Origin of the sequence: Myxococcus sp. RHSTA-1-4 (assembly GCF_020037125.1) — a bacterium.
Lineage (GTDB): Bacteria > Myxococcota > Myxococcia > Myxococcales > Myxococcaceae > Myxococcus.
Map to the genome: position 1 here is coordinate 133,698 of NZ_JAIQDG010000017.1, position 21,881 is coordinate 155,578.

Annotated in this window: 12 protein-coding genes; 9 read left to right on the forward strand and 3 right to left on the reverse strand. The window is 72.1% G+C overall.

Annotated elements, in window-relative coordinates:
- Positions 1–79: 79 nt before the first annotated feature.
- Entirely contained in the window at positions 80–1,150 is a 1,071-nt protein-coding gene (locus K8638_RS23245; RefSeq protein ID WP_223756789.1) for an aminomethyltransferase family protein, read from the reverse strand.
- A gap of 38 nt (positions 1,151–1,188) precedes the next feature.
- Here K8638_RS23245 and K8638_RS23250 point away from each other — a divergent pair, with 38 nt between their 5' ends.
- The 3 genes from K8638_RS23250 to K8638_RS23260 are packed head-to-tail and all read left to right on the forward strand — an operon-like array spanning position 1,189 to position 3,319.
- Positions 1,189–1,515, forward strand: coding sequence for a cupin domain-containing protein (locus K8638_RS23250; RefSeq protein WP_223756790.1), 327 nt, complete (start codon positions 1,189–1,191; stop codon positions 1,513–1,515).
- Positions 1,512–2,918, forward strand: a complete 1,407-nt coding sequence (locus tag K8638_RS23255) for a thioredoxin domain-containing protein (protein ID WP_223756791.1) — start codon at positions 1,512–1,514, stop codon at positions 2,916–2,918. The genes K8638_RS23250 and K8638_RS23255 overlap by 4 nt, the downstream gene beginning before the upstream one ends.
- An 11-nt stretch (positions 2,919–2,929) precedes the next feature.
- Positions 2,930–3,319: a translation initiation factor gene (locus tag K8638_RS23260; protein WP_223756792.1), complete on the forward strand. Its 390-nt coding sequence runs from the start codon at positions 2,930–2,932 to the stop codon at positions 3,317–3,319.
- Positions 3,320–3,384: 65 nt separating this feature from the next.
- Here the strand turns inward: K8638_RS23260 and K8638_RS23265 are convergent, their stop codons facing one another.
- Both K8638_RS23265 and K8638_RS23270 read right to left on the reverse strand, forming a co-directional pair.
- Entirely contained in the window at positions 3,385–4,389 is a 1,005-nt protein-coding gene (locus K8638_RS23265; RefSeq protein WP_223756793.1) for an isocitrate dehydrogenase (NAD(+)), read from the reverse strand.
- Positions 4,390–4,548: 159 nt separating this feature from the next.
- Positions 4,549–5,322, reverse strand: a complete 774-nt coding sequence (locus K8638_RS23270; protein ID WP_223756794.1) for a DUF2270 domain-containing protein — start codon at positions 5,320–5,322, stop codon at positions 4,549–4,551.
- 135 nt (positions 5,323–5,457) lie between these two features.
- Here K8638_RS23270 and K8638_RS23275 point away from each other — a divergent pair, with 135 nt between their 5' ends.
- From K8638_RS23275 to K8638_RS23305, 6 genes are all read left to right on the forward strand, one after another.
- A complete protein-coding gene (locus K8638_RS23275) occupies positions 5,458–7,530 on the forward strand; it encodes a response regulator (protein ID WP_223756795.1) in 2,073 nt (690 codons plus the stop codon).
- Between the two features lie 84 nt (positions 7,531–7,614).
- Entirely contained in the window at positions 7,615–9,129 is a 1,515-nt protein-coding gene (locus K8638_RS23280) for a PLP-dependent aminotransferase family protein (RefSeq protein ID WP_223756796.1), read from the forward strand.
- A gap of 54 nt (positions 9,130–9,183) precedes the next feature.
- The gene (locus tag K8638_RS23285; RefSeq protein WP_223756797.1) at positions 9,184–10,545 is read left to right on the forward strand and encodes a hypothetical protein; all 1,362 of its coding nucleotides are present in this window, start codon (positions 9,184–9,186) and stop codon (positions 10,543–10,545) included.
- Positions 10,546–10,696: 151 nt separating this feature from the next.
- The gene (locus K8638_RS44930; RefSeq protein WP_305071184.1) at positions 10,697–12,514 is read left to right on the forward strand and encodes a GNAT family N-acetyltransferase; all 1,818 of its coding nucleotides are present in this window, start codon (positions 10,697–10,699) and stop codon (positions 12,512–12,514) included.
- 75 nt (positions 12,515–12,589) lie between these two features.
- Positions 12,590–14,437, forward strand: a complete 1,848-nt coding sequence (locus K8638_RS23300; RefSeq protein WP_223756798.1) for a DHHA1 domain-containing protein — start codon at positions 12,590–12,592, stop codon at positions 14,435–14,437.
- Positions 14,434–21,807: a non-ribosomal peptide synthetase gene (locus K8638_RS23305; RefSeq protein WP_223756799.1), complete on the forward strand. Its 7,374-nt coding sequence runs from the start codon at positions 14,434–14,436 to the stop codon at positions 21,805–21,807. Before K8638_RS23300 ends, K8638_RS23305 begins: the two co-directional genes overlap by 4 nt.
- The last annotated feature ends 74 nt before the right edge of the window (positions 21,808–21,881 follow it).

Below are 21,881 nucleotides of genomic sequence, written 5' to 3' on the forward strand. Positions count from 1 at the left end.
AAGTCCTTCCGTTCGCGCCGGAGTCAGCCCGGCGACCGCGCTCTACTGTGCCCGAGCGGACACTCCGCGCGCCAGGGCCTCAGGCGGTGAAGGGCAGGGGGGCCACCTTCGCGGTGGCCGGGCCTTCCGCCAGCGTCAGCTCCGTGCCCGCGTCCAACGAGTCACGGTGCACGTAGCCCAGCGCCACGCGCTGCCCCTTCGCCGGCGAGCGCACCACGCTGGTGAGCCAGCCCACCTTCTTCTCGCCCCGCCGCAGCTCCGTGCCCGGCGCGGCGTCCGCGTCGCCCAGCAATAGCCCCGTCAGCTTGCGGTTCATGTGCCCGCGGAACGTGGCCCGGGCGATGACCTCCTGCCCGATGTAACAGCCCTTGTTGTAGGAGATGGCGCTCGCGAGGTTCGCCTCCAGGGGAATGGTGGTGTCCACCATGTCCTGCCCGTACCGGGGCACCCCGGCCTCCACGCGCAGCAGCTCCAGCGTCTCGAAGCCCAGGGGCTTCAGCCCGAACGCGGCGCCGGCCTCCGTCAGGGCCCGCCACACCGGCTCCAGCCCCGCGCGTGGCACCCACACGTCCACCCCGTGCGGCTCCACCGTGGGGCTCCCCACCAGGCAGACCTCCTGCCCGGCGAGCGAGGCCGTCCGGGTGGCGTGCCAGGCCAGGGGCGCATGGGGGGCGCCCAGGGCGGCGGTCAGCACGTCCGCCGTACGGGGGCCGAGGAGCCGGAGGAACGCATGCTCCCCCGTCGCGTCGTGCAGCTCCGCGTCCTCGGAGATGAGGTATTTCTCCAGGAACTCCCGCACCTTGGCGCCGGTCCCGGGCTCCAGGTCCAGGAGGAGGTCCGCCTCCCGCTTGAGGATGCGGGCGTCCGCCACCATGGCCCCCTTGGCGTTCACCATGGCGGCGTAGGCCGCCGAACCGACGGGCAGGTTCTTCACCTCCTGGGTGACCATGCCGTGCAGGAAGGAGGCACGGTCCTCCCCCGTTATCCGGAGGATTTCGCGGTAGGAGGCGTCATGGAGGGCGACGGCCTCATGGGCCGCCCGGTACTCTCCCTCCCCGTCTCCATACCCGGCCACGGCTTCCCGGCCGCCCACGTCCATGAAGCGGGCGCCCGTCGCCTCGTGAAGAAAATGCAGAGACAGCGGTTCCATGTCCGTCGCTATATAGAGGCGAAGGAGCGAATGCCACGATGGATGTGAAGCACCTGTCGTCCTTCCAGGACTTCTCCCCGGAGAAGCTCCGGAAGCACAACGTCTTTCAGTCCGGGCGCTTCTTCCTCGACGTCTACTGCCTCGCGCCCGGGCAGGCCCAGAAGCCCCACCGCCATGCCACCTCGGACAAGGTCTACGTCGTCCTGGAAGGCCGCTGCCGCTTCCGCGTCGGCGCCGAGGAGGAAGTGCACGGCCCTGGCGCCTCCATCTTCGCCCCCGCGGGTTCCGAGCACGGCGTCGCCAACGACGGCCCGGACTCCGCCCGACTCCTCGTTCTGATGACCCCGCCCCCGGAGCACGCATGAGTTCGAAGTCCTCCTCCAAGGCCCCCCAGGCCAAGGCCCCTCCGCCTTCCCCGGTGCCGACCCGTGGCGCGCTGGCGCTGCTGGTGCTGGGCCTCGCCGAGAGCGGGCTCGCCATCTTCCAGTGGATGCAGCTCGTCACCCTGCGCGGTGGCGGCGCCACCGTGTGCGGCGTGTCCGACACGGTGAACTGTGAGACGGTGTGGAACTCGCCCTTCGCCAGCCGCGTCCATGAGCTGCTCGGCATCCCCGTGGCCGGACTGGGCCTCGTGTGGGGCCTGGTCGCGGTGGGCCTGTCCGCGCTGTACCTGGCGTGGGCGCGCTCGGGCCGGCCGGTGCGTCCGGCGGCCAACGGCCTGCGGCTGATGGCCGCCGCGGGCGTGGTGTCCGTGGCCGTCTTCGCCGCCGCGAGCGCGGGCGCGGGCGCGGTGTGCCCCACCTGTGTGGGCACCTACGTGCTGGTGCTGGCCTTCGCGGGCGTGGCCGGGCTCGGGCTGCCCGGGCCGGTGGTGCCGGCGGGCGGCGAGTGGGGCGCCACGCTGAAGTGGACGGTGGGAATGACGGCCGCCGCCTTCGTCGCGATGCTCCTGCCCGGGCGCGCCACGCCCTCGGCGTCCGCGCCCACGGTGGCCTCGCTGCTGCCCCCGGCGCCCGTGAGCTCCTCCGGCCAGGAGGCGCCGCCTCCGCCCGCGTCGCTGGAGGAGTTCCTGCGGAGCCTGAACCGGGAGCAGCAGCAGTTCATCTCGGACGGGCTGGCGCAGTACCGCCGGGGCACGCCGCAGCCGGCCTTCGCGACCGCGCGCAAGCTGTACGGGCCGGCGGACGCGCCGGTGAAGATTGTCGAGTGGACGGACAGCAAGTGCCCCCACTGCAAGGCGCTGGTGGAGGAGCTGGCGGTGCTGAAGAAGCGCGTGCCGGAGGGGAAGATGTCGCTGGAGGCCCGCCAGTTCCCGCTGGACGGCGCGTGCAACCCGGCGATTCCCCGGCGCGGCCCGGACGCGCCCAGCGTGCGGTGCGTGGCGGCCAAGGCCCAAATCTGCCTGGAGGGCGCGCAGGACTACTGGGAGCTGCGCGAGAAGCTCTTCGCCGCGCAGGCCATCCTGGACACGGAGCGGGTGCTGGAGATTGCCTCGTCCGGCTCGGTGTCGCGCATGCAACTCGACGCGTGCATGGCCAGCCCGGCGACGGCGGCCAAGCTGCAGGAGGACTCGGCGTACGCCCTGCGGCACCAGATCAGCGGGACGCCGCTGGTGGTGGTCAACGGCCGCCAGGCCCTGCCGTCCGCGCCGCTGCTCTACGCGCTGGTGATGGCGGACGGCAACCCGAGCGCCCCCGCCTTCGACATGCTGCCCCCGCCGCGTCCCATGCCCATGGGGCATGACGACCACGCCGGCCACAACCACTGAGCAGGGACGCCATGGGCAAGCGCGACAAGAAGGGTGAGCCGCCCGCGGCCCCGGCGGCGCCGTTCAACAACCCGTTCGCGGCGCTGGCCGCGCAGCGTGAGGCGCTGCCCCAGGCCCCCGCCGCGCCCGTGGCCCCGCCCGCCGCGAAGCCCGAGCCGAAGGGCCCCGCGCGCGCCGTGGTGCGCATGGAGCGCAAGGGCCGTGGCGGCAAGGAAGTGACGGTGGTGGAGCACCTGGAGCTGCCCGCGCCCCAGCGCGAGGTGTGGCTCAAGGCGCTGAAGAACGCGCTGGGCTGCGGAGGCGTGGTGGAGGACGGCACGCTCGTCCTCCAGGGCGACCAGCGCGAGCGGCTGCCCGCGCTCCTGGAGGCGCGGGGCGTGCGCAAGGTGACGGTGGGCTGAAACGACAAGGCCCGGGCCGCCGCGAAGGCGTCCCGGGCCCGTGGCCACCTCTGCCGCGCTGGAGGCTACAGCGCGGCGATGATGGCGTCGGTGAACTCGCGGGTGGTGGCGCTGCCGCCCAGGTCGCCGGTGCGAATCTGGCCGTTGCCGTACACCTTCTGGATGGCGCCCTCCATGCGGCGGGCCGCCTCGCGCAGGTCCAGCCAGTCCAGCATCATCACCGCGGACATCATCAGCGCGGTGGGGTTGGCGATGCCCTTGCCCGCGATGTCCGGGGCGGTGCCGTGCACGGCCTCGAAGACGGCGGTGCGCTCGCCGATGTTGGCGCCCGGCACCAGTCCCAGGCCGCCCACCAGGCCCGCGCACAAATCACTGACGATGTCGCCGTACAGGTTCTCCGTCACCAGCACGTCGAAGCGCGTCGGGTCCTTCACGAGCTGCATGCAGAGGTTGTCGACGATGACCTCCTCGTAGGTGACCTCCGGGTACTCGCGGCCCACCTTGCGGCAGCAGTCCAGGAAGAGGCCGTCCGACAGCTTCATGATGTTGGCCTTGTGGACGGCCGACACCTTCTTGCGGCCATTCTTCTTGGCGTACTCGAAGGCGAAGCGGGCGATGCGCGTGGAGGCCTTCTCGGTGATGACCTTCAGCGACTCCACCACGCCCGGGACGATGATGTGCTCCAGGCCGGCGTAGAGGTCCTCCGTGTTCTCACGCACCACGATGAGGTCCACGCCTTCGTAGCGCGTCTTCACGTTGGGCACGCTCTTCACGGGCCGCAGCGACGAGTACAGGTCCAGCCGCTTGCGCAGGCCCACGTTGGCCGAGGGCAGGCCGCCGCCCACCACCGTGCCCGTGGGGCCCTTGAGGGCCACGCCGTTGCGCAGCACCGCCTCCACCGTTTCGTGGGGGAGGTTGGTGCCGAACTTCGCCACCACCTCGGTGCCGGCGTCCTTGTGCTCGAAATCCAGGGGCACCTTGAGCGCCTCGAGGACGCGCACGGTGGCTCCCATCACCTCGGGGCCGATGCCATCGCCATTGATGATCGTGACAGTTCGGGTGTTCGCCATGGGTGCGGAGTCACAGCACAAAACCCCAGGGCCCGAAAGGACGAATTCACCCGGCATTCAGCGGCGGGCATGGCGGCCATGAGCCCAGGCGCCCCCAGGCGCCCCGGCCGCTCCCCGGGCGGGAGGGCACGGCCGCGAGGGGCTGCCCGGGGGACACCCTCAGTGTTCGGTGGTGGCGCTCGGGCGCGGGGGGCTCCGCCGGGGCCGGCGGCGCCGGTGGATGGCATAGGGCCGGTAGAAGGACTCCCACAGCGCCGCGCGGCGGCCCCGGGGCCGGGGGCGCAATTCCCCCATGGGAGCCCGGACGAAGAAGGAGGAGATGAAGAGGTAGGTGGCGGTCAGCGTGAGCAGGGCCAGCACGACCATCACCAGGGGGCCCGGAACCCAGGCCACGTGGGCGCGCTCCATGAACTCGGAGAAGTCCTCGGGCGGCTTCGGGTGGCTGTAGACCTTCACGAACCAGGTGACCATCAGCACCATCAGGATGGGCCCGTAGGCGCGGTTGAGCCGCGTGGAGAGGGCGGAGAACAGCGAGAGCTGGAGCTGCGGCCGGGACATCTCCACCGCCAGCTCGCGCATCGCGTCCGGGTCGATGGGCTCCCGCCGGAGCATGGGCGCCCACCAGCCGTCCTCCAGCAGGCGCACCCGGCGGTTCCACAAGTCGTAGTAGCGGTAGCGCCGCGCCTCGATGAGGAGGAACGACACCACCATCCAGATGCCCACCAGGAAGGTGACATGCGAGCTCTGCGGCGTGGCGAAGCCGAAGGAGATGACCGCCGCCGTGGTGGTGAGCGCCCAGTTGGTGGTGGTGTCCAGCCGCGTGCGCCACGTGTCGGAGCGGCTGATCTCCCCGCGGAAGAGCTGTGCCATGGCCTGCTGGGACAGCCAGGGTGGCTCCTGGAGGTCGTACTTGTTGCGCTCGGTGCCTGCCATCCGTCCATGCAAGGTGGGCCGTGTGGCGGTGGATGGCAACGCGAGGGCGCCGCGGCGGGCGCGATGAGGGGGCGGGCGGCCAGGCAGGCGCCGGGTGGCCATGATGGGCACGCGTGTACACCTTGGGACTTGAACGTGGCTGCCGTGAACCCCATCCAGGCTCTCTCCGACCTGCTCGACGAAGAGCGCGAGCGCGTGGCACGCCTGTGGGCGAAGCGCTTGCGGGCGGAGACGCATGACGTGGACGTCCCCGGGCGGGATTTGCGCGCGCCGCTGCGCCGGCTGCTCGACGAGCTGACCCGGCTGTTGAAGGACCGGGGAGACGACGCGGTCCGGCTGTGGCCGGAGGTGGTGCGCCCGCACGGCATCTTCCGTTACAGCCAGAACTTCGAGGCCGAGGACCTGTCGCGCGAGTTCAAGTCCCTGGAAGAGGTGCTGCTGTACGTCTACGCGCGCCGCAACGAGGGCTTCATCGAGCCGGAGGTGGCGACGCTCATCGCCGACCTGGTGTGGGAGGCGCACGCGGCCGCGCAGGCCTCCTACGCGCGGGTGCTGAAGACGGAGGAGGTGCGCTTCCGCGAGGCGGCGGTGATGGAGTCGGTGCTCAACCAGGTGGACGTGGGCATCCTGCTGGCGGAGGTGGACGGCACCGTCTCGTTCGCCACCCCGCCGGTGAGCCGGCTGATGGGGCTGCCCATGCGCGCGGTGGTGGGGACGCGGGGGACCAACACGCTCGGCCCGGTGCTGGGCCAGGTGAACGCGCGCCACCCCACGGGGGAGCCCTTCAAGGTCGCGGACATGCCCTTCCTGCGCGCGCTCAAGGAGAAGGGGCCGGTGCGCGGGGTGATGATGGTGGTGGAGCGGCCCAGCGGGGGGGAGGCCACGCTGGAGATGAGCGCCACGCCCGTGTGGGAGGAGGAGGGCGAGCTGGCCGGCGCCATCCAGACGTTCACCGACCGCACCGAGGCCGCCAACAAGACCAAGGCGCTGCAGAGCGCGCACGGCGAGCTGCGCCGGCTGCAGGGGCGGTTGTTGCAGCGCACCCGCCAGCAGGCGCTGGGGCAGCTCGCCAGCGGCGCGGCGCATGCCCTCAACAACTTCCTCAACGTGCTGCGGCTGCGCATCACCCTCCTGCGGCGCGAGTTCAAGCCCGAGCACCTGGAGGCGCTGGACAGGACGGTGGGGCAGATTGGCGAGCTGGTGGCGCGGCTGCAGGAGTTCAACGTGCAGCGCACCCAGGAGCAGCCCACGGACGTGGTGGTGGACCAGATGGTGCGCGAGGCGCTGGAGCTGGCGCGCGGCGAGCTGGAGCAGCGCGAGCACCCGGTGCACGTGGACCTGGACCTGGGAGGGCCGGGGAAGGTGCGGGCGGACGCGGGCTTCTTCCGCGAGCTGGTGGTGAACCTGCTGCTGGCGGCCAGGGACCGCATGGAGTCCGGGGGCCGGCTGCGCGTCATCACCCGCGCGGAAGGCGAGCCGTGGCTGACGCTGCGCATCGAGGACGAGGGCCCGCCGTACGCGGTGGAGGAACTGACGCAGCTCTTCGACCCGCTGCGGCGGGACTCGGGGGCGCCACAGCTCTCGCTGTACCTGGCGGTGGCGCGCGCACAGGTGGAGCGCTGGGGCGGCGAGCTGACGGCGGAGAACAGCAGCACCGGCGTGGGGGCGGCCTTCGTGGTGCGGCTGCCGCGCGTGCATGAAGCCGCGGCTCTGGAAGCGTCCCGAGAGGAGGTGGCGCGCGCGGAGGTGACGCGGCCGGGGGCGCCCAGGCGCTTCCAGCAGACGCGGCGCGTGCTGGTGGTGGACGACGACCTGGACAACGCGCGGATGATGGCCGAGGTGCTGAGCGAGGAGGGCTACGACGTGCAGGTGGCCCACAGCCCGGAGGTGGCGCTGGGGATGTGGGACCGGCGCCGCTTCGACGCAGCGCTGCTGGATGCCGTCATGCCGGAGATGAGCGGGTGGGAGCTGGCGCGCGAGCTGCGCAAGAAGTCACCGCAGACGCTGCTGGCCATCGTCACCGGCATGGACGTGCGCGGGCAGAACCGCGCCAACCTGGCGCTGGTGGACGCGGTGTTCCGCAAGCCCATCGACGTGGGCGCGCTGGACGACTTCCTCGGCCAGTCCGAGGGAGGCGCGGGAGAGGCCGCGGCGGGAGGCTCGGCGCCGGGCGCGCAGGGGGCCGGCCCCGCCGGGTGGCAGCACTGAGGCGGGGCCCGCGAGGGCCGCTCCCGGGTGGTCATGCCCGATGACCGCTTCCGCCGGTTTCCCCATGACCATTATCCTCCGGGCATGAAGCGAGCCCCCTCGGGAATCCTGCCCATCATCGCGGTGGACCGTCGCTCGCCGGTGCCGCTGTACCGGCAGGTCTACGAGGGCTACCGCGAGGCCATCGTCGACCGCAGGCTGCGGGCGGGGCAGCGGCTCCCGTCCACGCGCAGTCTGGCCTCCGAGCTGGGCATCTCCCGCATCCCCATCCTGGGCGCGTTCGAGCAGCTCCTCGCCGAGGGCTACTTCGAGAGCCGCGTGGGCGCGGGAACGTTCGTGGCCCACTCGCTGCCCGACGAAGGGCCTCCGCCGGATGCGCGTGAGATGGCTCGCGGCGCGGCGGCGCAGGTGCGTCCCGGCAAGCGCGTCGTCTCGCGGGCCTCGGAGCTGTTGAGCCCCACGGCGGCTCCCTGGCTCGGCGGCCATGGCGCCTTCCGCTTGAGCGCACCCGCGCTGGACCCGTTCCCCTTCCAGGTGTGGTCCTCCCTGATGGCCCGGCACTCGCGAAACCCCACCCGGAGCCAGCTCGCCTACGGGGACCCCATGGGGTACCGGCCCTTCCGCGAGGCGCTCGCGGAGTACCTGCGGACGTCGCGAGCCGTCCGGTGCGAGCCGGAGCAGATCATGGTGGTCAGTGGCTCGCAGCAGGCCCTGGAGTTGTCGGCCCGCGTGCTGCTCGACCCGCGCAGCCCCGTGTGGATGGAGGAGCCGGGCTACGCCGGAGCGCGGGACGTGCTCACGATGGCGGGTGCCCGGCTGGTGCCGGTGCCGGTGGACGAGGAGGGGCTGGACGTGAGCGCCGGCATCGCCCGCTGCGCGAACGCCCGGGCCGCCTACGTGACGCCCTCGCATCAGTATCCGCTCGGGGGGACGCTGAGCGCGACACGCCGGCTCCAGCTCCTGGACTGGGCACAGCGCAGCGGCGCGTGGATTCTCGAGGACGACTACGACAGCGAGTACCGCTACGAGAGCCTTCCCATCTCCGCGTTGCAGGGGCTGGATAGGGATGCGCGCGTCATCTACATCGGGACCTTCAGCAAGGTGCTCTTCCCCGCGCTGCGCGTGGGCTACCTGGTGCTCCCGGCGGACCTGGTTCCCCGCTTCGCCCGGGTGCGCGACGCGATGGACATCTTCCCGCCGACGCTCTTCCAGGCCGTGCTGACGGACTTCATCACCGAGGGCCACTTCGCGCGCCACCTGCGGAAGACGCGGCAGCTCTACCGCGAGCGGCGCACCGTGCTCGTGGATGCGCTCACGCGGGAGCTGGGCGGCACGGTGGAGGTGCTCGGCGCCCGGGCGGGCATGCACCTGGTGGCGGCGCTACCCAAGGGGTTTCAGGACCGGGCCATCTCCGAGCGCGCCGCGAAGGAGGGACTCTGGGCCATGCCGCTCTCCGCCTGCTACCTGGCAGGGGACTCCCGCCAGGGACTCGTCCTTGGCTACGGAGGCACGGACGCCAGGCGGATACCGGACGCCGTGCGGCGGCTGCGAAAGGTCATTCTCGCGGGCCGGGCTGGGAGCGGAGCACCCCGGCGGTGACGCGGGCCGGGCGGCATGCGCGAGGGTGGGGGCGGTGTGGAATACTCGCCCGCCATGCCAGGCAACGAGCTGACCGAAGCCATCTCCTTCTACGACGGGTTGCTCCAGGGCGAGGTCTTGCGACGGACCCATGAGCTGCTCCTCCAGCGCACGCTCGCGGAGCGGGTGACCTACAAGAGCCGCTCGCTGTATCACGTGCTTCGCCCGCGCTTCATCACTCCCCAGCAGCTGGTGGAACACCAGCGCGCCACCCTCGCGGTGAGGCGGGGAATCGAGGCGGTGTATCGGCACGCCTGCCGGGACGAGGCCTTCCGCCGCGAGCTGGGCGTCCAGGACTGGGAAGAGCTCCTGATGCGCGTGGACGGGGACAGCCGGATGCCGGCCATCGTCGGACGCCTGGACGGCTTCGTCGACCCGGACGGCGTCCTGCGCTTCATGGAGTACAACCCCGCCCCCGGCGGCTACCTCATCATGCACCTCCTCGGCGAGGCGTTCTCCGCCACGCCCGTTCTGGAGGCCTTCTCGCGCCGCTACGACGTCGTCCTGCCGCGCACCGCCCCCAACATCATCGACGCGCTGAAGGCCAACCACGCGCGCATGGGCCGTGATGGCATGCCGCAGCTCGCCCTCTTCGGCCCCGCCGGCCCGGATGACGTGGACGAGGAGCAGCTCCTCCAGGAGTACCTCCCCGCGCAGGGGGTGCACTTCCAGCACGTCACCTCCGAGGACGAGTGGACGTACCGGGACGGCCGGCTCTACGTGCGCGACTTCCGCGTGGACGTCGTCACCTTCATCTCCAGCGTCGGGTTTGGCGGGCTGATTGTCGGCTGCGGCCCGGACCACCCGGTGATGCGGGCGCTCGTCGACGGCGCGGCGTACTTCATGAACGGGATGTTCCAGCTCTGCGTGCTGAACAGCAAGGTGCTCTTCGCCGCGCTGAGCACGCCCACGAATGCGCACCTGTTCGCGCCGGACGTCCGTGAGGCGCTGGCCCGCCACATCCCCTGGACCCGGGTCGTTCGCGAGAGCACGACGTCCTACGGCGGGAAGGAAGTGGACCTGCTCCCCTTCGTCTCGGCGAACCGCGAGCGCTTCGTCCTCAAGCCGGCCACCGGTTATGGCGGCACGGGCGTGGTGCTGGGCTGGGTGGCCGACGCGGAGACCTGGGACGCCACCCTGAAGCAGGCCCTGACGGAGCCGTGGGTCATCCAGGAGCGCATCCACACGACGAAGGAGCCCTACCCCGTCCTGGACGGCACGGGCATCCGTTACGAAGAGCTCCACATGGACCTCAACCCGTACGTGTGGAACGACGAGCGCGCGGAGGGCTGCTTCGTGCGTGTCTCACCCACGCCGATGATGAACCTGGCCCAGGGCGGCTCGCTGGCGCCGCTGGCCGTCGTCCGCGAGCGCTGAAGCCGGCCGCCCCGCCGGACGCCAGCACCCGGGAAGTGCTGGGTGTCTGGCGCCTCATACGGAGAGTGTTCTCCGCGTGCGCCTACCCCTCGGGGAGGGAGCCGGGGGGTGCGTTGATTTTGTCTCAGGTATCATTGGATTCTCAGACTTGATGATTCTCTATGACGAGCACGCACTCTCTGCGATTCCGTGGCCTGAGACACCGGAGGGGCGGTTCGCTCGCGACTATCTGAGCCCGCTGCTGCGCGAGGGCAGCACGGCCTTCGTGTCGGACCGGACGACGTACCGCGTCGTCGGCATGGACGGGTTGCTCATCCCCGTGGCCATCAACGACGCGGAGTACGACAACTCGCCGCTGTTCTCCAACTTCGCCCGCTACATCACCGTCCAGCTCGCGATGATGGACGCGAGGAACTGGGGCGGCGCGTCCGGGTGGGCCATCCGCCGCGTGCTCCGGAGCCTGGGGCTGATGCTCAAGGCCGCGCGCATCGACCGGTGCGTCTACGTGGACCACTGGCTGGTGCTGCGCAACCTGGGCGCCATGCTGACGCCGGAGCAGGTGCGGCGGCTCACGGGCTTCCTGGCCGAGCGCTTCCCCGGGCACGCCATCGTCTTTCCGTCGGTGAACCCGGCCACGCACTCGCCACTGCTCAACAACCTCCGGGCGGAGGGCTACGGCTTCATCTACGCGTTCCACACGCGGATGCTCCTGCCCTTCAAGGCCGAGCTGAGCCGCCAGGTGCGGGAGAACCACCGCCGGGACGCGCGGCTCCTGGAGACGGCCGGCTACAAGCTGGTGGACGGCGCCGACCTGCCGGGCTGTGCGCCCCGGCTGCTGGAGCTGTACCGCGCGCTGAACGAGGAGAAGTACTCGACGAACCTGCGAGTCACGGAGAAGTTCTTCGAGCACGCGCTGAGAGACCGCACGCTCCGCTTCCGCGTGGCGGTGAAGGATGGCCGCATCGACGGGTTCTACGCCTTCACGGTGAATGACGACGTCGTCTTCTCTCCCTGGTTCGGGTACGACCTGAGCCTCCCGCAGGAGCTCGGCCTGTACCGGGGGCTCGTGTATCAGCTCATGCAGGAGGCGATGGAGCACGGGCTGACCGTCGAGCTGGGCGCCGGCGCGGACGAGTTCAAGAGCCGGCGCGGCGACAAGCCGGTGCCCCGCTACAACGCCGTCCATACCGGCCACCTGCCCGCGTGGCGGCGCGCGGGGTGGCGGCTGCTCCAGCGCTTCGCCAACGAGGCCCTGCTGCCGTCGTCGAAGTCGTACCTGCGGAGCATCGACGGTGACGGGGTGGTGGGCTTCGACCGCATGCCCGAGGTCTTCACGCCGCCCACCGGCCTCAGCCCTCGCGAGGCGGCGGAGTCCCTGCGCCAGGAGCTGGCCTCGCTGGAGCGAGCGCTGGAGGAGGCCTCCGCCCTGGAGGGCGAGGCCCTGGCCCGGGCCCTCACCCCGTTGTCGCAGAAGCTCCACAACTGGCCGCAGCCCCCGAAGCGGGTGGTGGAGCTGCGCGGGCGGCTGGAGGCGCTGGAGCAACGCCAGCGGCGCAAGGCCAGCGCTCCCGAGGAGAAGACCTCGCCCGTGGAGGAGGCCCAGCGCCTGCTCGCGGGCGCGGCGCGGCTGGGAGACACCTCCCTGGTGGCCCAGCACCTGGGGGACGCCTCGTCGCGGCACCTGAAGGACGTGGTGGACTGTCTGAAGCAGCACGCCGGCAGCGCCGCCGTGGTGCTGACCGCCATGCGTGGAGAGAAGGTGGTGCTCGTCACCGCGGCGACGCAGGCGCTGCTCCAGCGCGGCGTGGACGCCGGCCAGCTCATGGCGCATGTCGCGCCGGCCGTGGACGGGAAGGGCGGCGGCGCGCCGGAGGTGGCCTGGGGCGGGGGCTCGCGCCCCGACGGCATCCAGGCGGCGCTGGATGCGGCGCGGCGGTACCTCGATGAGCGCCTCGGTAGGACGGCCTGACGCGCGGGCCCGCGGACACCCTTGAACGGGCGCTCTCCGGGCGCCTCCACCTCCTCGACTGACTCCGCACGCACCATGAACCTCTACGACGAGCGCGACATCACCTCCGCCCCGTGGCCGGACACGGAGGCGGGGCGCAGGGCCCGGGACTTCCTCGTCCCCCTCTTCCAGCAGGGCGCCATGGCGTTCTTCTCGGAGCGGACCACCTTCCGGCTCGTCGAGCTGGACGGGCTGCTCCTGCCCCTCTCCATCAACGACGCGGAGTACGGCAACACGGGCGCCTTCTCCCTCTTCGCCCGCTACATCACCAACCAGCGCGCGGCCATCGCGGACAACGAGGGCTTCGGGCCCGTCGCCAGGCGGGTGGTCAGCCGCGTCCTTCAGGGGCTGGGTGGGGTGCTCAAGGCCTCGCGAATCAACAAGTGCATCTTCGTGGACAACTGGCCCACGCTGCGCAACACCACGCCGCTGCTGTCCGCCGACCAGGTGCGGCGCCTCACGCGCTTCCTCACGGAGCGCTTCCCCGGACATGCCATCGCCTTCCCGGCGCTGAGCCCCGCCACGCACGCGCCGCTGCTCGACACGCTGACGGAGTGTGGCTACTCCGCCCTCTACACGCCCTACACCCGGATGGGGCTCGCCCACGGGGAGGAAATCCACCGCAAGGTGCGGGAGAACCGCCGCCGGGATGCGCGGTTGCTGGAGACGTCCGGCTACCAGCTCGTGGATGCCCGGGACGTGCCCGGCTGCGCCCCCCGGCTGGCGGAGCTGTACCGGATGCTCAACCGGGAGAAGTACCGGACGAACCCCGACGTCCGCCCCGAGTACTTCGAGGCCGCCCTGCGCGGCGGGCCGATTCACCTCCGCGCGCTGGTGAAGGACGGGCGAATCGACGTGTTCTACGGCATCTCCGTGGTGGGAGATGTCCTCTGGTCGCCCGTCGCCGGGTATGACCTCGGCGTTCCCCGCGAGGTCGGGCTGTACCGCATCCTCAACAGCCTGCTGCTGAAGGAGGCCGTGGACCGGGGCGTGGCCATCGAGACGGGGGCCGGCGCGGACGAGTTCAAGAGCCTGCGCGGTGACAGGCCGCTTCCCCGCTACTGCATCGTCTACACCGACCACCTGCTCCCGCACCGCAAGGCGGGGTGGAGGTTGTTGCAGCGCTTCGCCAACGGCTCGCTGCTGCCGGCCGCCCGGGGCTACCTGCGCCGTATCGACGGGGACGCGGTGGTGGGCTTCGACGCCATCCCCCAGCGCTTCGTCCCTCCGTTCATGAGCCCCGGGGAATCGGTGGAGCTCCTGCGCAAGGACCTGGAGGCGATGGAGGCCGAGCTGGAGGAAATCCCCCGGCTGGAGCGGCGGGAGCGGGCCGGCCGCCTCGCCGCGCTCGCGAAGAAGCTGGAGGACTGGCCCCCTCCCCTTCCGCCGCGCTTGTCGGAGCTTCGCGAGAAGCTCGGGCACATGACGCAGCGGCTGAACGAGGAGAAGCCCGGCCGGAGCAGGGAGGCCACGAAGGCCCGGCGGGCGGAGCTGGCCCGCTCGCTCATCGCGAGCGCGATGAAGCTGGGGGACGCCACGCTCGTGGTCAGCCACCTGGGGGAGGCTCCCGTGGAGCAGCTTCGCGCCGTCGCCAGCGCGGTCCGCGAGGCCGCCGCGTCCTCCGCGGTGGTGCTCACGGGCACGCAGGGCGGCAAGGTGGTGATGTTCGCCGCGGCGGCGCCGGAGCTGTGTGCGCGCGGCGTGGACGCGGGGGCGCTCCTGGCCCAGGTGACACCGGTCGTGGAGGGACGTGCCGAGGGCGGACCGGAGCTGGCCTGGGGCGAGGGAACGCGCCGCGAGGGCGTGGACGCGGCGCTTGAGGCGGCGCGGCAGTTCCTCCAGGCCCGTCTGGGCGGTGAACCCCGAGAGGTAGGTGGAAGATGACGCTGACTCCCGATGAGAAGCGGGCCCGGCTCGCGCGGCTGCTGCGTGAGAAGGCCCGCAGGTCCCGGCGGGCGCCTCCCTCCTTCTCCCAGGAGCGGATGTGGTTCCTGGAGCAGTGGAACCCCGGCAGCGCCCTCTTCAACATGCCCGTGGTGGTGCGGCTGTCCGGTGAGCTCCACCTGGAGGCGCTGGAGCGCGGCCTCCAGCAGCTCGTGGACCGGCACGAGGCGCTGCGCACCACCCTCACCGTGGAGGAGGGGCTCCCCGTCCAGTGCATCTCCACCGGCATGGAAGTGCCTCTGGAGGTGGTGGAGCTCCCGGAGGCGCTGGCCTGGGAGCGCATCTCCACCGAGGCGCGGCGGCCGTTCGACCTGGAGCGGGGGCCCCTGCTGCGCACCGTGCTGCTCCGGCTCGCCCCGGACGCGCACCTGCTCCTGGTGAACACGCACCACATCGTCACCGACGCCTGGTCCCTGGGGGTGCTCGTGCGCGAGCTGGCCGCCGTGTATCAGGCCTTCGCCGAGGGGCAGCCCTCGCCGCTGGCGCCGCTGCCGCTCCAGTACGCGGACTACGCCGCGTGGCAGCGCGAATGGCTGCGGGGCCCGGTGCTGGAGGAGCAGCTCGCCTGGTGGCGCTCCCGGTTGGACCCCAAGGCCCGCCTGGAGCTGCCCGCCGACAAGCCGCGTCCCGCCGTGCTCGGCTCGCGCGGAGAGCGGCAGGTGCGGATGCTGTCCCCGGCGCTCACCGAGGCGCTCAAGGCCCTGGGCCAGCGCGAGGGGAAGACGCTCTTCGTCGTCCTGTTGGCCGCCTTCAAGGCGCTCCTGTACCGCTACACGGGGCAGACGGACCTGACGGTCGGCTCGCTCATCGCGGGCCGCAACCGCGCCGACCTGGAAGGACTCATCGGGCTGTTCATCAACGCCCTGGCCCTGCGCACCCAGATGTCGGGGGACACCTCGTTCCGCGCGTTGCTGGAGGCCGTGCACGAGACGACGCTCCAGGCCTATGCGCGCCAGGACGTGCCTTTCGAGAAGCTGGTGGAGGCGCTCAAGGTGGAGCGCAGCTCCAGCCACCTGCCGCTGTTCCAGGTGATGCTCGTCCTGCAGAACTCGCCCCTGCCGCCGCTTCGAGCCCGCGGGCTGGTGATGGACGCGCTGCCCGTCGACACGAAGACGACGAAGCACGACCTCACGCTGTACGCCATCGAGCTGCCCCAGGGCTTGCGGCTCAGCGCGGAGTACAGCACGGACCTGTTCGAGGCCCCGACGATGGCGCGCCTCCTGGGCCACCTGGAGACGCTGCTGGCCGGTGCCGTGGAGGACCCGAACCGGCGCCTCGCGGAGCTGCCGCTGTTGACCGGCCCGGAGCGCCACCAGCTCCTGCGCGAGTGGAGCGGCGAGCACTTCGACCTCCCGCGTGAGGCCTGCATCCACACCCTCATCGAGGCCCAGGTCCGGCGCACGCCCGACGCGGTGGCGCTTTCCTTCGAGGGCTCGCGCCTCACGTACGCGGAGCTGGACGCGCGCGCGAATCAGCTCGCGTGGCACCTGCGCTCGCTGGGCGTGGGCCCGGAGGTGCGCGTCGGCCTGTGTCTGGAACGCTCCCTGGAGATGGTGGTGGCCCTGCTGGCCACCCTCAAGGCCGGTGGCGCCTATGTGCCGCTGGACCCGGCATACCCCTCGCAGCGCCTGACGTGGATGCTGGAGGACGCGCGGCCCGCGGTGCTGCTCGCACAGGAGCGGTTGCTGCCGCGCCTTCCTCCGCACGAGGCCCGGGTGGTGCTCGTGGACTCCGGCTGGGACGTGGTGGCCCTCCAGCCGCGGCACGCTCCTCCTCCCACGGCCAGCTCCGGCGGCCTCGCGTACGTCATCTTCACCTCGGGCAGCACCGGCCGCCCCAAGGGGGCGATGAACGAGCATGGCCCGGTGGTCAACCGCCTGCTGTGGATGCAGCGGGAGTACGGGCTGACGCCAGCGGACACCGTGCTTCAGAAGACGCCGTTCAGCTTCGATGTATCCGTGTGGGAGTTCTTCTGGCCGCTGATGGTGGGGGCGCGGCTGGTGGTGGCGAAGCCGGGCGGGCACCAGGAGCCGGCGTACCTCGCGCGCCTCATCGCGGAGGAGGGCGTCACCACGCTGCACTTCGTGCCCTCCATGCTCCAGGTGTTCCTGGAGGAGCCGGGGCTGGAGCGCTGCGCGTCGCTGAAGCGCGTGGTGTGCAGCGGCGAGGCCCTGCCGCTGGACCTGGCCGAGCGCTGCCTCGAGCGGCTGCCCGGCGCGGGGCTGCACAACCTCTACGGCCCCACCGAGGCCGCGGTGGACGTCACCTATTACCCGTGCGTGCCGGGCGAGCCGCGCCGCTCGGTGCCCATTGGCCGCCCCGTGGCCAACACGCAGATTCGCCTGCTGGATGCGAACCTGCGCCCGGTGCCCATCGGCGTGTCGGGCGAGCTGTTCATCGGCGGCGTGCAGGTGGGGCGCGGCTACCTGGGCCGTCCGGAGCTGACGGCGGAGCGCTTCATTCCGGACCCCTTCATCGACACGCCGGGCGCGCGGCTGTACCGCACCGGCGACGTGGCGCGCTGGCTGCCGGATGGCGCCATCGAGTACCTGGGCCGGGCCGACTTCCAGGTGAAGGTGCGCGGCCTGCGCATCGAGCTGGGTGAAATCGAGGCCGTGCTGGAGCAGCACCCCTCCGTGCGGCAGGCGGTGGTGGTGGCGCGCGAGGACGGGGGCGGGGACAAGCGGCTGGTGGCCTACGTCGCGGGGCGGGGCGAGGCGGGCGCGGTGGACCCCGAGGCACTGCGGGCGCTGATGCAGGCGAAGCTGCCCGAGTACATGGTGCCCTCGGCCCTCGTGGTGCTGGACGCGCTTCCGCTCAGCCCCAACGGCAAGGTGGACCGCAAGGCCCTGCCCGCGCCGGAATTGGAGCGCGCGCGCGAGGGACATGTGGCTCCGGCCACTCCCACCGAGGTGGAGGTGGCCGCGCTCTTCGGCGAGCTGCTCGGCGTGGAGCGCGTGGGCGCGCGGGATGACCTCTTCAAGCTGGGCGGCAACTCGCTGATGGCCACGCGCGTCCTCGCCCGCCTGCGCGCGCGCTTCGGTGTGGAGCTGCCCCTTCGCGCCCTGTTCCAGCACTCCACCGTCCAGCAGGTCGCGAGGCTGGTGGATGAGGCCCGGGCCCGCGTGGCGCCCGCACCGGAGCGCATTCCCGCGCCGGAGCAGCGGCGCCGCCTGCCCGTCATCTCCCTGCGCGCCGATTCGTTGCCCCCGGGCCTGGAGACCCCGGCAGCGGCAGGCGAGGCGCCGCTCACGGACGAGGAGCGGCACCGCCTGCTGGTGGAGTGGAATGACACGGCCGCGGACTTCCCCCGTGAGACGTGCCTGCACCAGCTCGTGGAGGCCCAGGCCCGCGAGACTCCCGAGGCCGTTGCGGTGGTGGCGGGCTCCACGCGCCTCACCTACGCGGAGCTGGAGGCGCGCGCCAACCGGCTCGCCTGGCGCCTGCGTGAGCTGGGCGTGGGGCCCGAGGTGCGCGTCGGCCTGTGCGTGGAGCGCACGGCGGACATGGTGGTGGGGATGCTCGGCATCCTCAAGGCGGGTGGTGCCTACGTGCCGCTGGACCCCACGTACCCGCGGGAGCGCCTGGCCTTCCTGCTCGAGGACGCGCAGGGGCCCGCGCTCGTCGCCCACTCGCACCTGCTCGCGGCGCTGCCTCCGCACGCCGCCACGCCGGTGTGCCTGGACACGGACGCGGAGGCCCTGGCGCTTCAGCCCTCGACACAGCCTCCGGTCGCGGCGCTGCCGGAGAACATCTCCTACCTCATCTACACGTCGGGCAGCACGGGCCGCCCCAAGGGCGTGGCCATTCCGCACCGCGCCGCCGTGGCGTTCCTCTCCTGGGCGCACGGCGTCTTCTCCGCGGAGGAGCTGGGCGGTGTGCTGGCCGGCACCTCGCTCAACTTCGACCTCTCCGTGTTCGAGGTCTTCGCCCCGCTGAGCCGTGGCGGCAGCGTCATCGTCGCCCGCAATGCGCTGGCGCTGGCGGAGCTGCCCCACGCGTCGGAGGTGACCCTCGTCAACACCGTGCCCTCCGCCATGGCCCAGTTGCTGCGGCTGGGCGCGCTGCCCGCCTCGGTGCGCACCGTCAACCTCGCCGGAGAGCCGCTCCCGGCGCCCCTGGCGCGAGAGGTGTACGAGGTGCCCACCGTGCGGCGCCTCTACGACCTCTATGGCCCGTCGGAGGACACCACCTACTCCACCTTCTCGTTGGTGAAGCCCGGGGAGCCGCCCCTCATCGGCCGCCCCATCTCCAACACCCGCGCCTACGTGCTGGACGAGCACCTGCAACCGGTGCGCGTGGGCGCGCCCGGCGAGCTGTACCTGGCGGGCTCGGGGCTGGCGCGGGGCTACCTCCATCGCCCGGAGCTGACGGCGGAGCGCTTCCTCCCGGACCCCTTCGGTCCGCCGGGCTCGCGCATGTACAAGACGGGAGACCGGGTGCGCTACCGGCCGGACGGTGAGCTGGAGTACCTGGGCCGCAACGACTTCCAGGTGAAGGTGCGCGGCTTCCGCATCGAGCTGGGCGAGGTGGAGGCCCGGCTCCAGGCCCAGCCGGGCGTGCGCGAGGCCGTGGTGGTGGCGCGCGAGGACGGCCCTGGAGGTCAGCGCCTCGTCGCGTACGTGGCGGGCGAGGCGGGACAGACGCTCGAAATCAGCGCCCTGCGCGAGGGACTTCGCGCCACGCTGCCCGAGTACATGGTGCCCTCGGCCTTCGTGGTGCTGGAGGCCCTGCCGCGCAACTCGAATGGCAAGGTGGACCGCAAGGCGCTGCCCGTGCCCCTCAATGAGCGCACCAGCCTCCGGCCCTATGAGGCACCGCGCACGCCCACGGAGGAGTTGCTGGCGGGGCTGTGGCGCCAGGTGCTCGGCCTGGAGCGCGTGGGCGTGAAGGACCACTTCTTCGAGCTGGGCGGCCACTCGCTGCTGGCCACGCAGGTGGTGGCCCGGCTGCGCACGGCGCTGCGGACGGAAGTGCCCATGCAGGCCTTCTTCGAGGCGCCCACGCTGGAGGCGTTGGCCCGGCGGGTCGACGCCGCCCGCGGCGATGGCGAGGCCACGCCCGTGGTGCCCCCGCTGCTGCCGGTGCCGAGGACGACGGGCGCGCTGCCGGTGTCCTTCGCCCAGCAACGCCTGTGGCTGCTGGACCGGCTGGAGCCCGGAAGCACCGCGTACATCATCCTCGCGGCGCTGCGCCTCCAGGGGGCGCTGGACGTGCGCGCGCTGGTGCTCGCCTTCCAGGCGCTGCACGAGCGGCACGAGAGCCTGCGCACCGTCTTCGGCGAGGACGCGCAGGGCCCCACCCAGGTCATCCTCCCCGCCGGGCCGCCGGACATGGGACTGGTGGACCTGCGGGAGCTGCCCGAGCCGGAGCGCGAGGCCGAGGCGCGCGCGCTGGCGGCCGATGAGGCCCAGCGGCCCTTCAACCTGGAGAAGGGCCCGCTGGTGCGCGCCCTGCTGCTGCGGCTGAGCGAGCAGCACCACCTGCTGGTGGTGTCGATGCACCACATCATCTCGGACGGTTGGTCCTCGGCGGTGCTCATCCGCGAGCTGTCCGCGCTCTACGAGGCCTTCTCACGGGGCGAGGAGCCCCGTCTGCCGCCGCTGCCCGCGCAGTACGCGGACTACGCGGTGTGGCAGCGCCAGTGGCTGAAGGGCGAGGTGGTGGAGTCCCAGCTCGACTGGTGGCGCCAGCAGCTCACCGGGGCGCCGTCCCTGCTGGAGCTGCCCACGGACCGGCCGCGCCCGGAGGTGCTCTCTCCGAGAGGCGGCCGCGTGCCGGTGCAGCTGGGCGAGCCTGTGTCCACGGCGCTCAAGGCCCTGTGCCACCGCGCGGGCGTGACGCCCTTCATGGCCCTGCTGGCGGGCTTCGTGGCGCTGCTGTCCCACGAGTCGGGACAGCCCGACGTGCTGGTGGGCTCGCCCGTCGCGGGCCGTGGCCTGCCGGAGCTGGAGGGGCTCATCGGCTTCTTCGTCAACACGCTGGCGCTGCGCACGCGGCTGCACGGCAACCCCAGCTTCCGCGAGCTGCTGGGCCGGGTCCGCGAGGTGACGCTCGGGGCCTATGCACACCAGGACGTGCCCTTCGAGCGCGTGGTGGAGGCCGTCCAGCCGGAGCGCGGCCCGGACCGCTCGCCGCTCTTCCAGGTCATGTTCGTGCTGCAGAACGCGCCGTGGGCACAACCCATGGGGCCGGGGCTGTCCATGCGGTTCGAGGACGTGGAGCGGCACTCGGCGAAGTTCGACCTGACGCTGGCGCTGTGGGAGACGGAGGAGGGGTTCTCCGGCTCGCTGGAGTACGCCAGTGATTTGTTCGAGCGCACCACGGCGGCGCGGATGTCCGAGCGGCTGCGCGGCCTGCTGGCGTGGGCGGTGGCGCATCCGGAAGCGCCGCTGTCCCGGCTGGACCTGGCGCCCGACGTGCGCGAGCTGCTGGTGCCGCTCCAGGCCGGGGGCTCGCGTCCGCCGTTCTTCTGCGTCCATGCGGTGGGCGGCACCGTGTCGGGCTACGCGGAGCTGGCCCGTCACCTCGGCTCGGAGCAGCCCTTCATCGGCATACAGGCCCGCGGGCTGGAGGGCGAGCAGCCCCCGCTGGAGTCCATCGAGGCCATGGCGGCGCTCTACGTGGAGGCCCTGCGCACCGCGCGGCCTCACGGGCCCTACCGCCTGGGAGGCTGGTCGCTGGGCGCGGTCATCGCCGTCGAGATGGCGCGGCTCCTCCAGGAGGCGGGGGAGGTGGTGGAGCAGCTCATCCTCATCGAGCCCAGCCCCACGTCGTATGCGCAGGGCACCCGTGTCGAGGAGTCCGAGACGCTGGATGGGCTGTTCGCGCTGAACCTGGCGCGCACGCTGGGGCTGCCCGTGGAGCCCGAGGACGTCCAGCGGTTGGACGATGGCCCGGCGCTGCTGAAGCACCTGCTGGAGAGGGGCCGCCGCGCGGGTGTCTTTGGCCCCGAGGTGGGGCTGGCGCGGCTCCAGGCGCTCCAGCGCGTCTTCACGTCCTGTGCGCGCGCCCTCCATCAGCATGTGCTGCGTCCCCTCTCGCTTCCGGTCGTCCTGCTGCGAGGCACGGAGGCCGAGGTGGGGGAGGCCCACGTGCCCGACCGGGGCTGGGCGGCGCTGGCTTCCCAGGTGGAGGTGGTGGACGTGTCGGGCGACCACTACACCGTGCTGCAGGCGCCGCATGTGGAGACGCTGGCCAGCGCGCTGAGCCGTGTCCTGGAGGTCTACCCCGCGCGGAGTCCTTGCGGGGAGGGACCGCCGCTTCGGCCCGAGGTGAGCGGGCTGTCCACGAAGCGCACCTCGCGGTAGTGGGGGAGGCGCCGCTTGGCGAGGTGCGAACTCAACTCGCAGCTGGCCTCCATGGGGTTGGGCTCCGCGGAAAG

Coding starts and splice junctions, on each gene's coding strand:
- K8638_RS23245 (WP_223756789.1), bottom strand. CDS start 1,150: ATGGAACCGCTGTCTCTGCATTTTCTTCACGAGGCGACGGGCGCCCGC.
- K8638_RS23250 (WP_223756790.1), top strand. CDS start 1,189: ATGGATGTGAAGCACCTGTCGTCCTTCCAGGACTTCTCCCCGGAGAAG.
- K8638_RS23255 (WP_223756791.1), top strand. CDS start 1,512: ATGAGTTCGAAGTCCTCCTCCAAGGCCCCCCAGGCCAAGGCCCCTCCG.
- K8638_RS23260 (WP_223756792.1), top strand. CDS start 2,930: ATGGGCAAGCGCGACAAGAAGGGTGAGCCGCCCGCGGCCCCGGCGGCG.
- K8638_RS23265 (WP_223756793.1), bottom strand. CDS start 4,389: ATGGCGAACACCCGAACTGTCACGATCATCAATGGCGATGGCATCGGC.
- K8638_RS23270 (WP_223756794.1), bottom strand. CDS start 5,322: ATGGCAGGCACCGAGCGCAACAAGTACGACCTCCAGGAGCCACCCTGG.
- K8638_RS23280 (WP_223756796.1), top strand. CDS start 7,615: ATGAAGCGAGCCCCCTCGGGAATCCTGCCCATCATCGCGGTGGACCGT.
- K8638_RS23285 (WP_223756797.1), top strand. CDS start 9,184: ATGCCAGGCAACGAGCTGACCGAAGCCATCTCCTTCTACGACGGGTTG.
- K8638_RS44930 (WP_305071184.1), top strand. CDS start 10,697: ATGATTCTCTATGACGAGCACGCACTCTCTGCGATTCCGTGGCCTGAG.
- K8638_RS23300 (WP_223756798.1), top strand. CDS start 12,590: ATGAACCTCTACGACGAGCGCGACATCACCTCCGCCCCGTGGCCGGAC.
- K8638_RS23305 (WP_223756799.1), top strand. CDS start 14,434: ATGACGCTGACTCCCGATGAGAAGCGGGCCCGGCTCGCGCGGCTGCTG.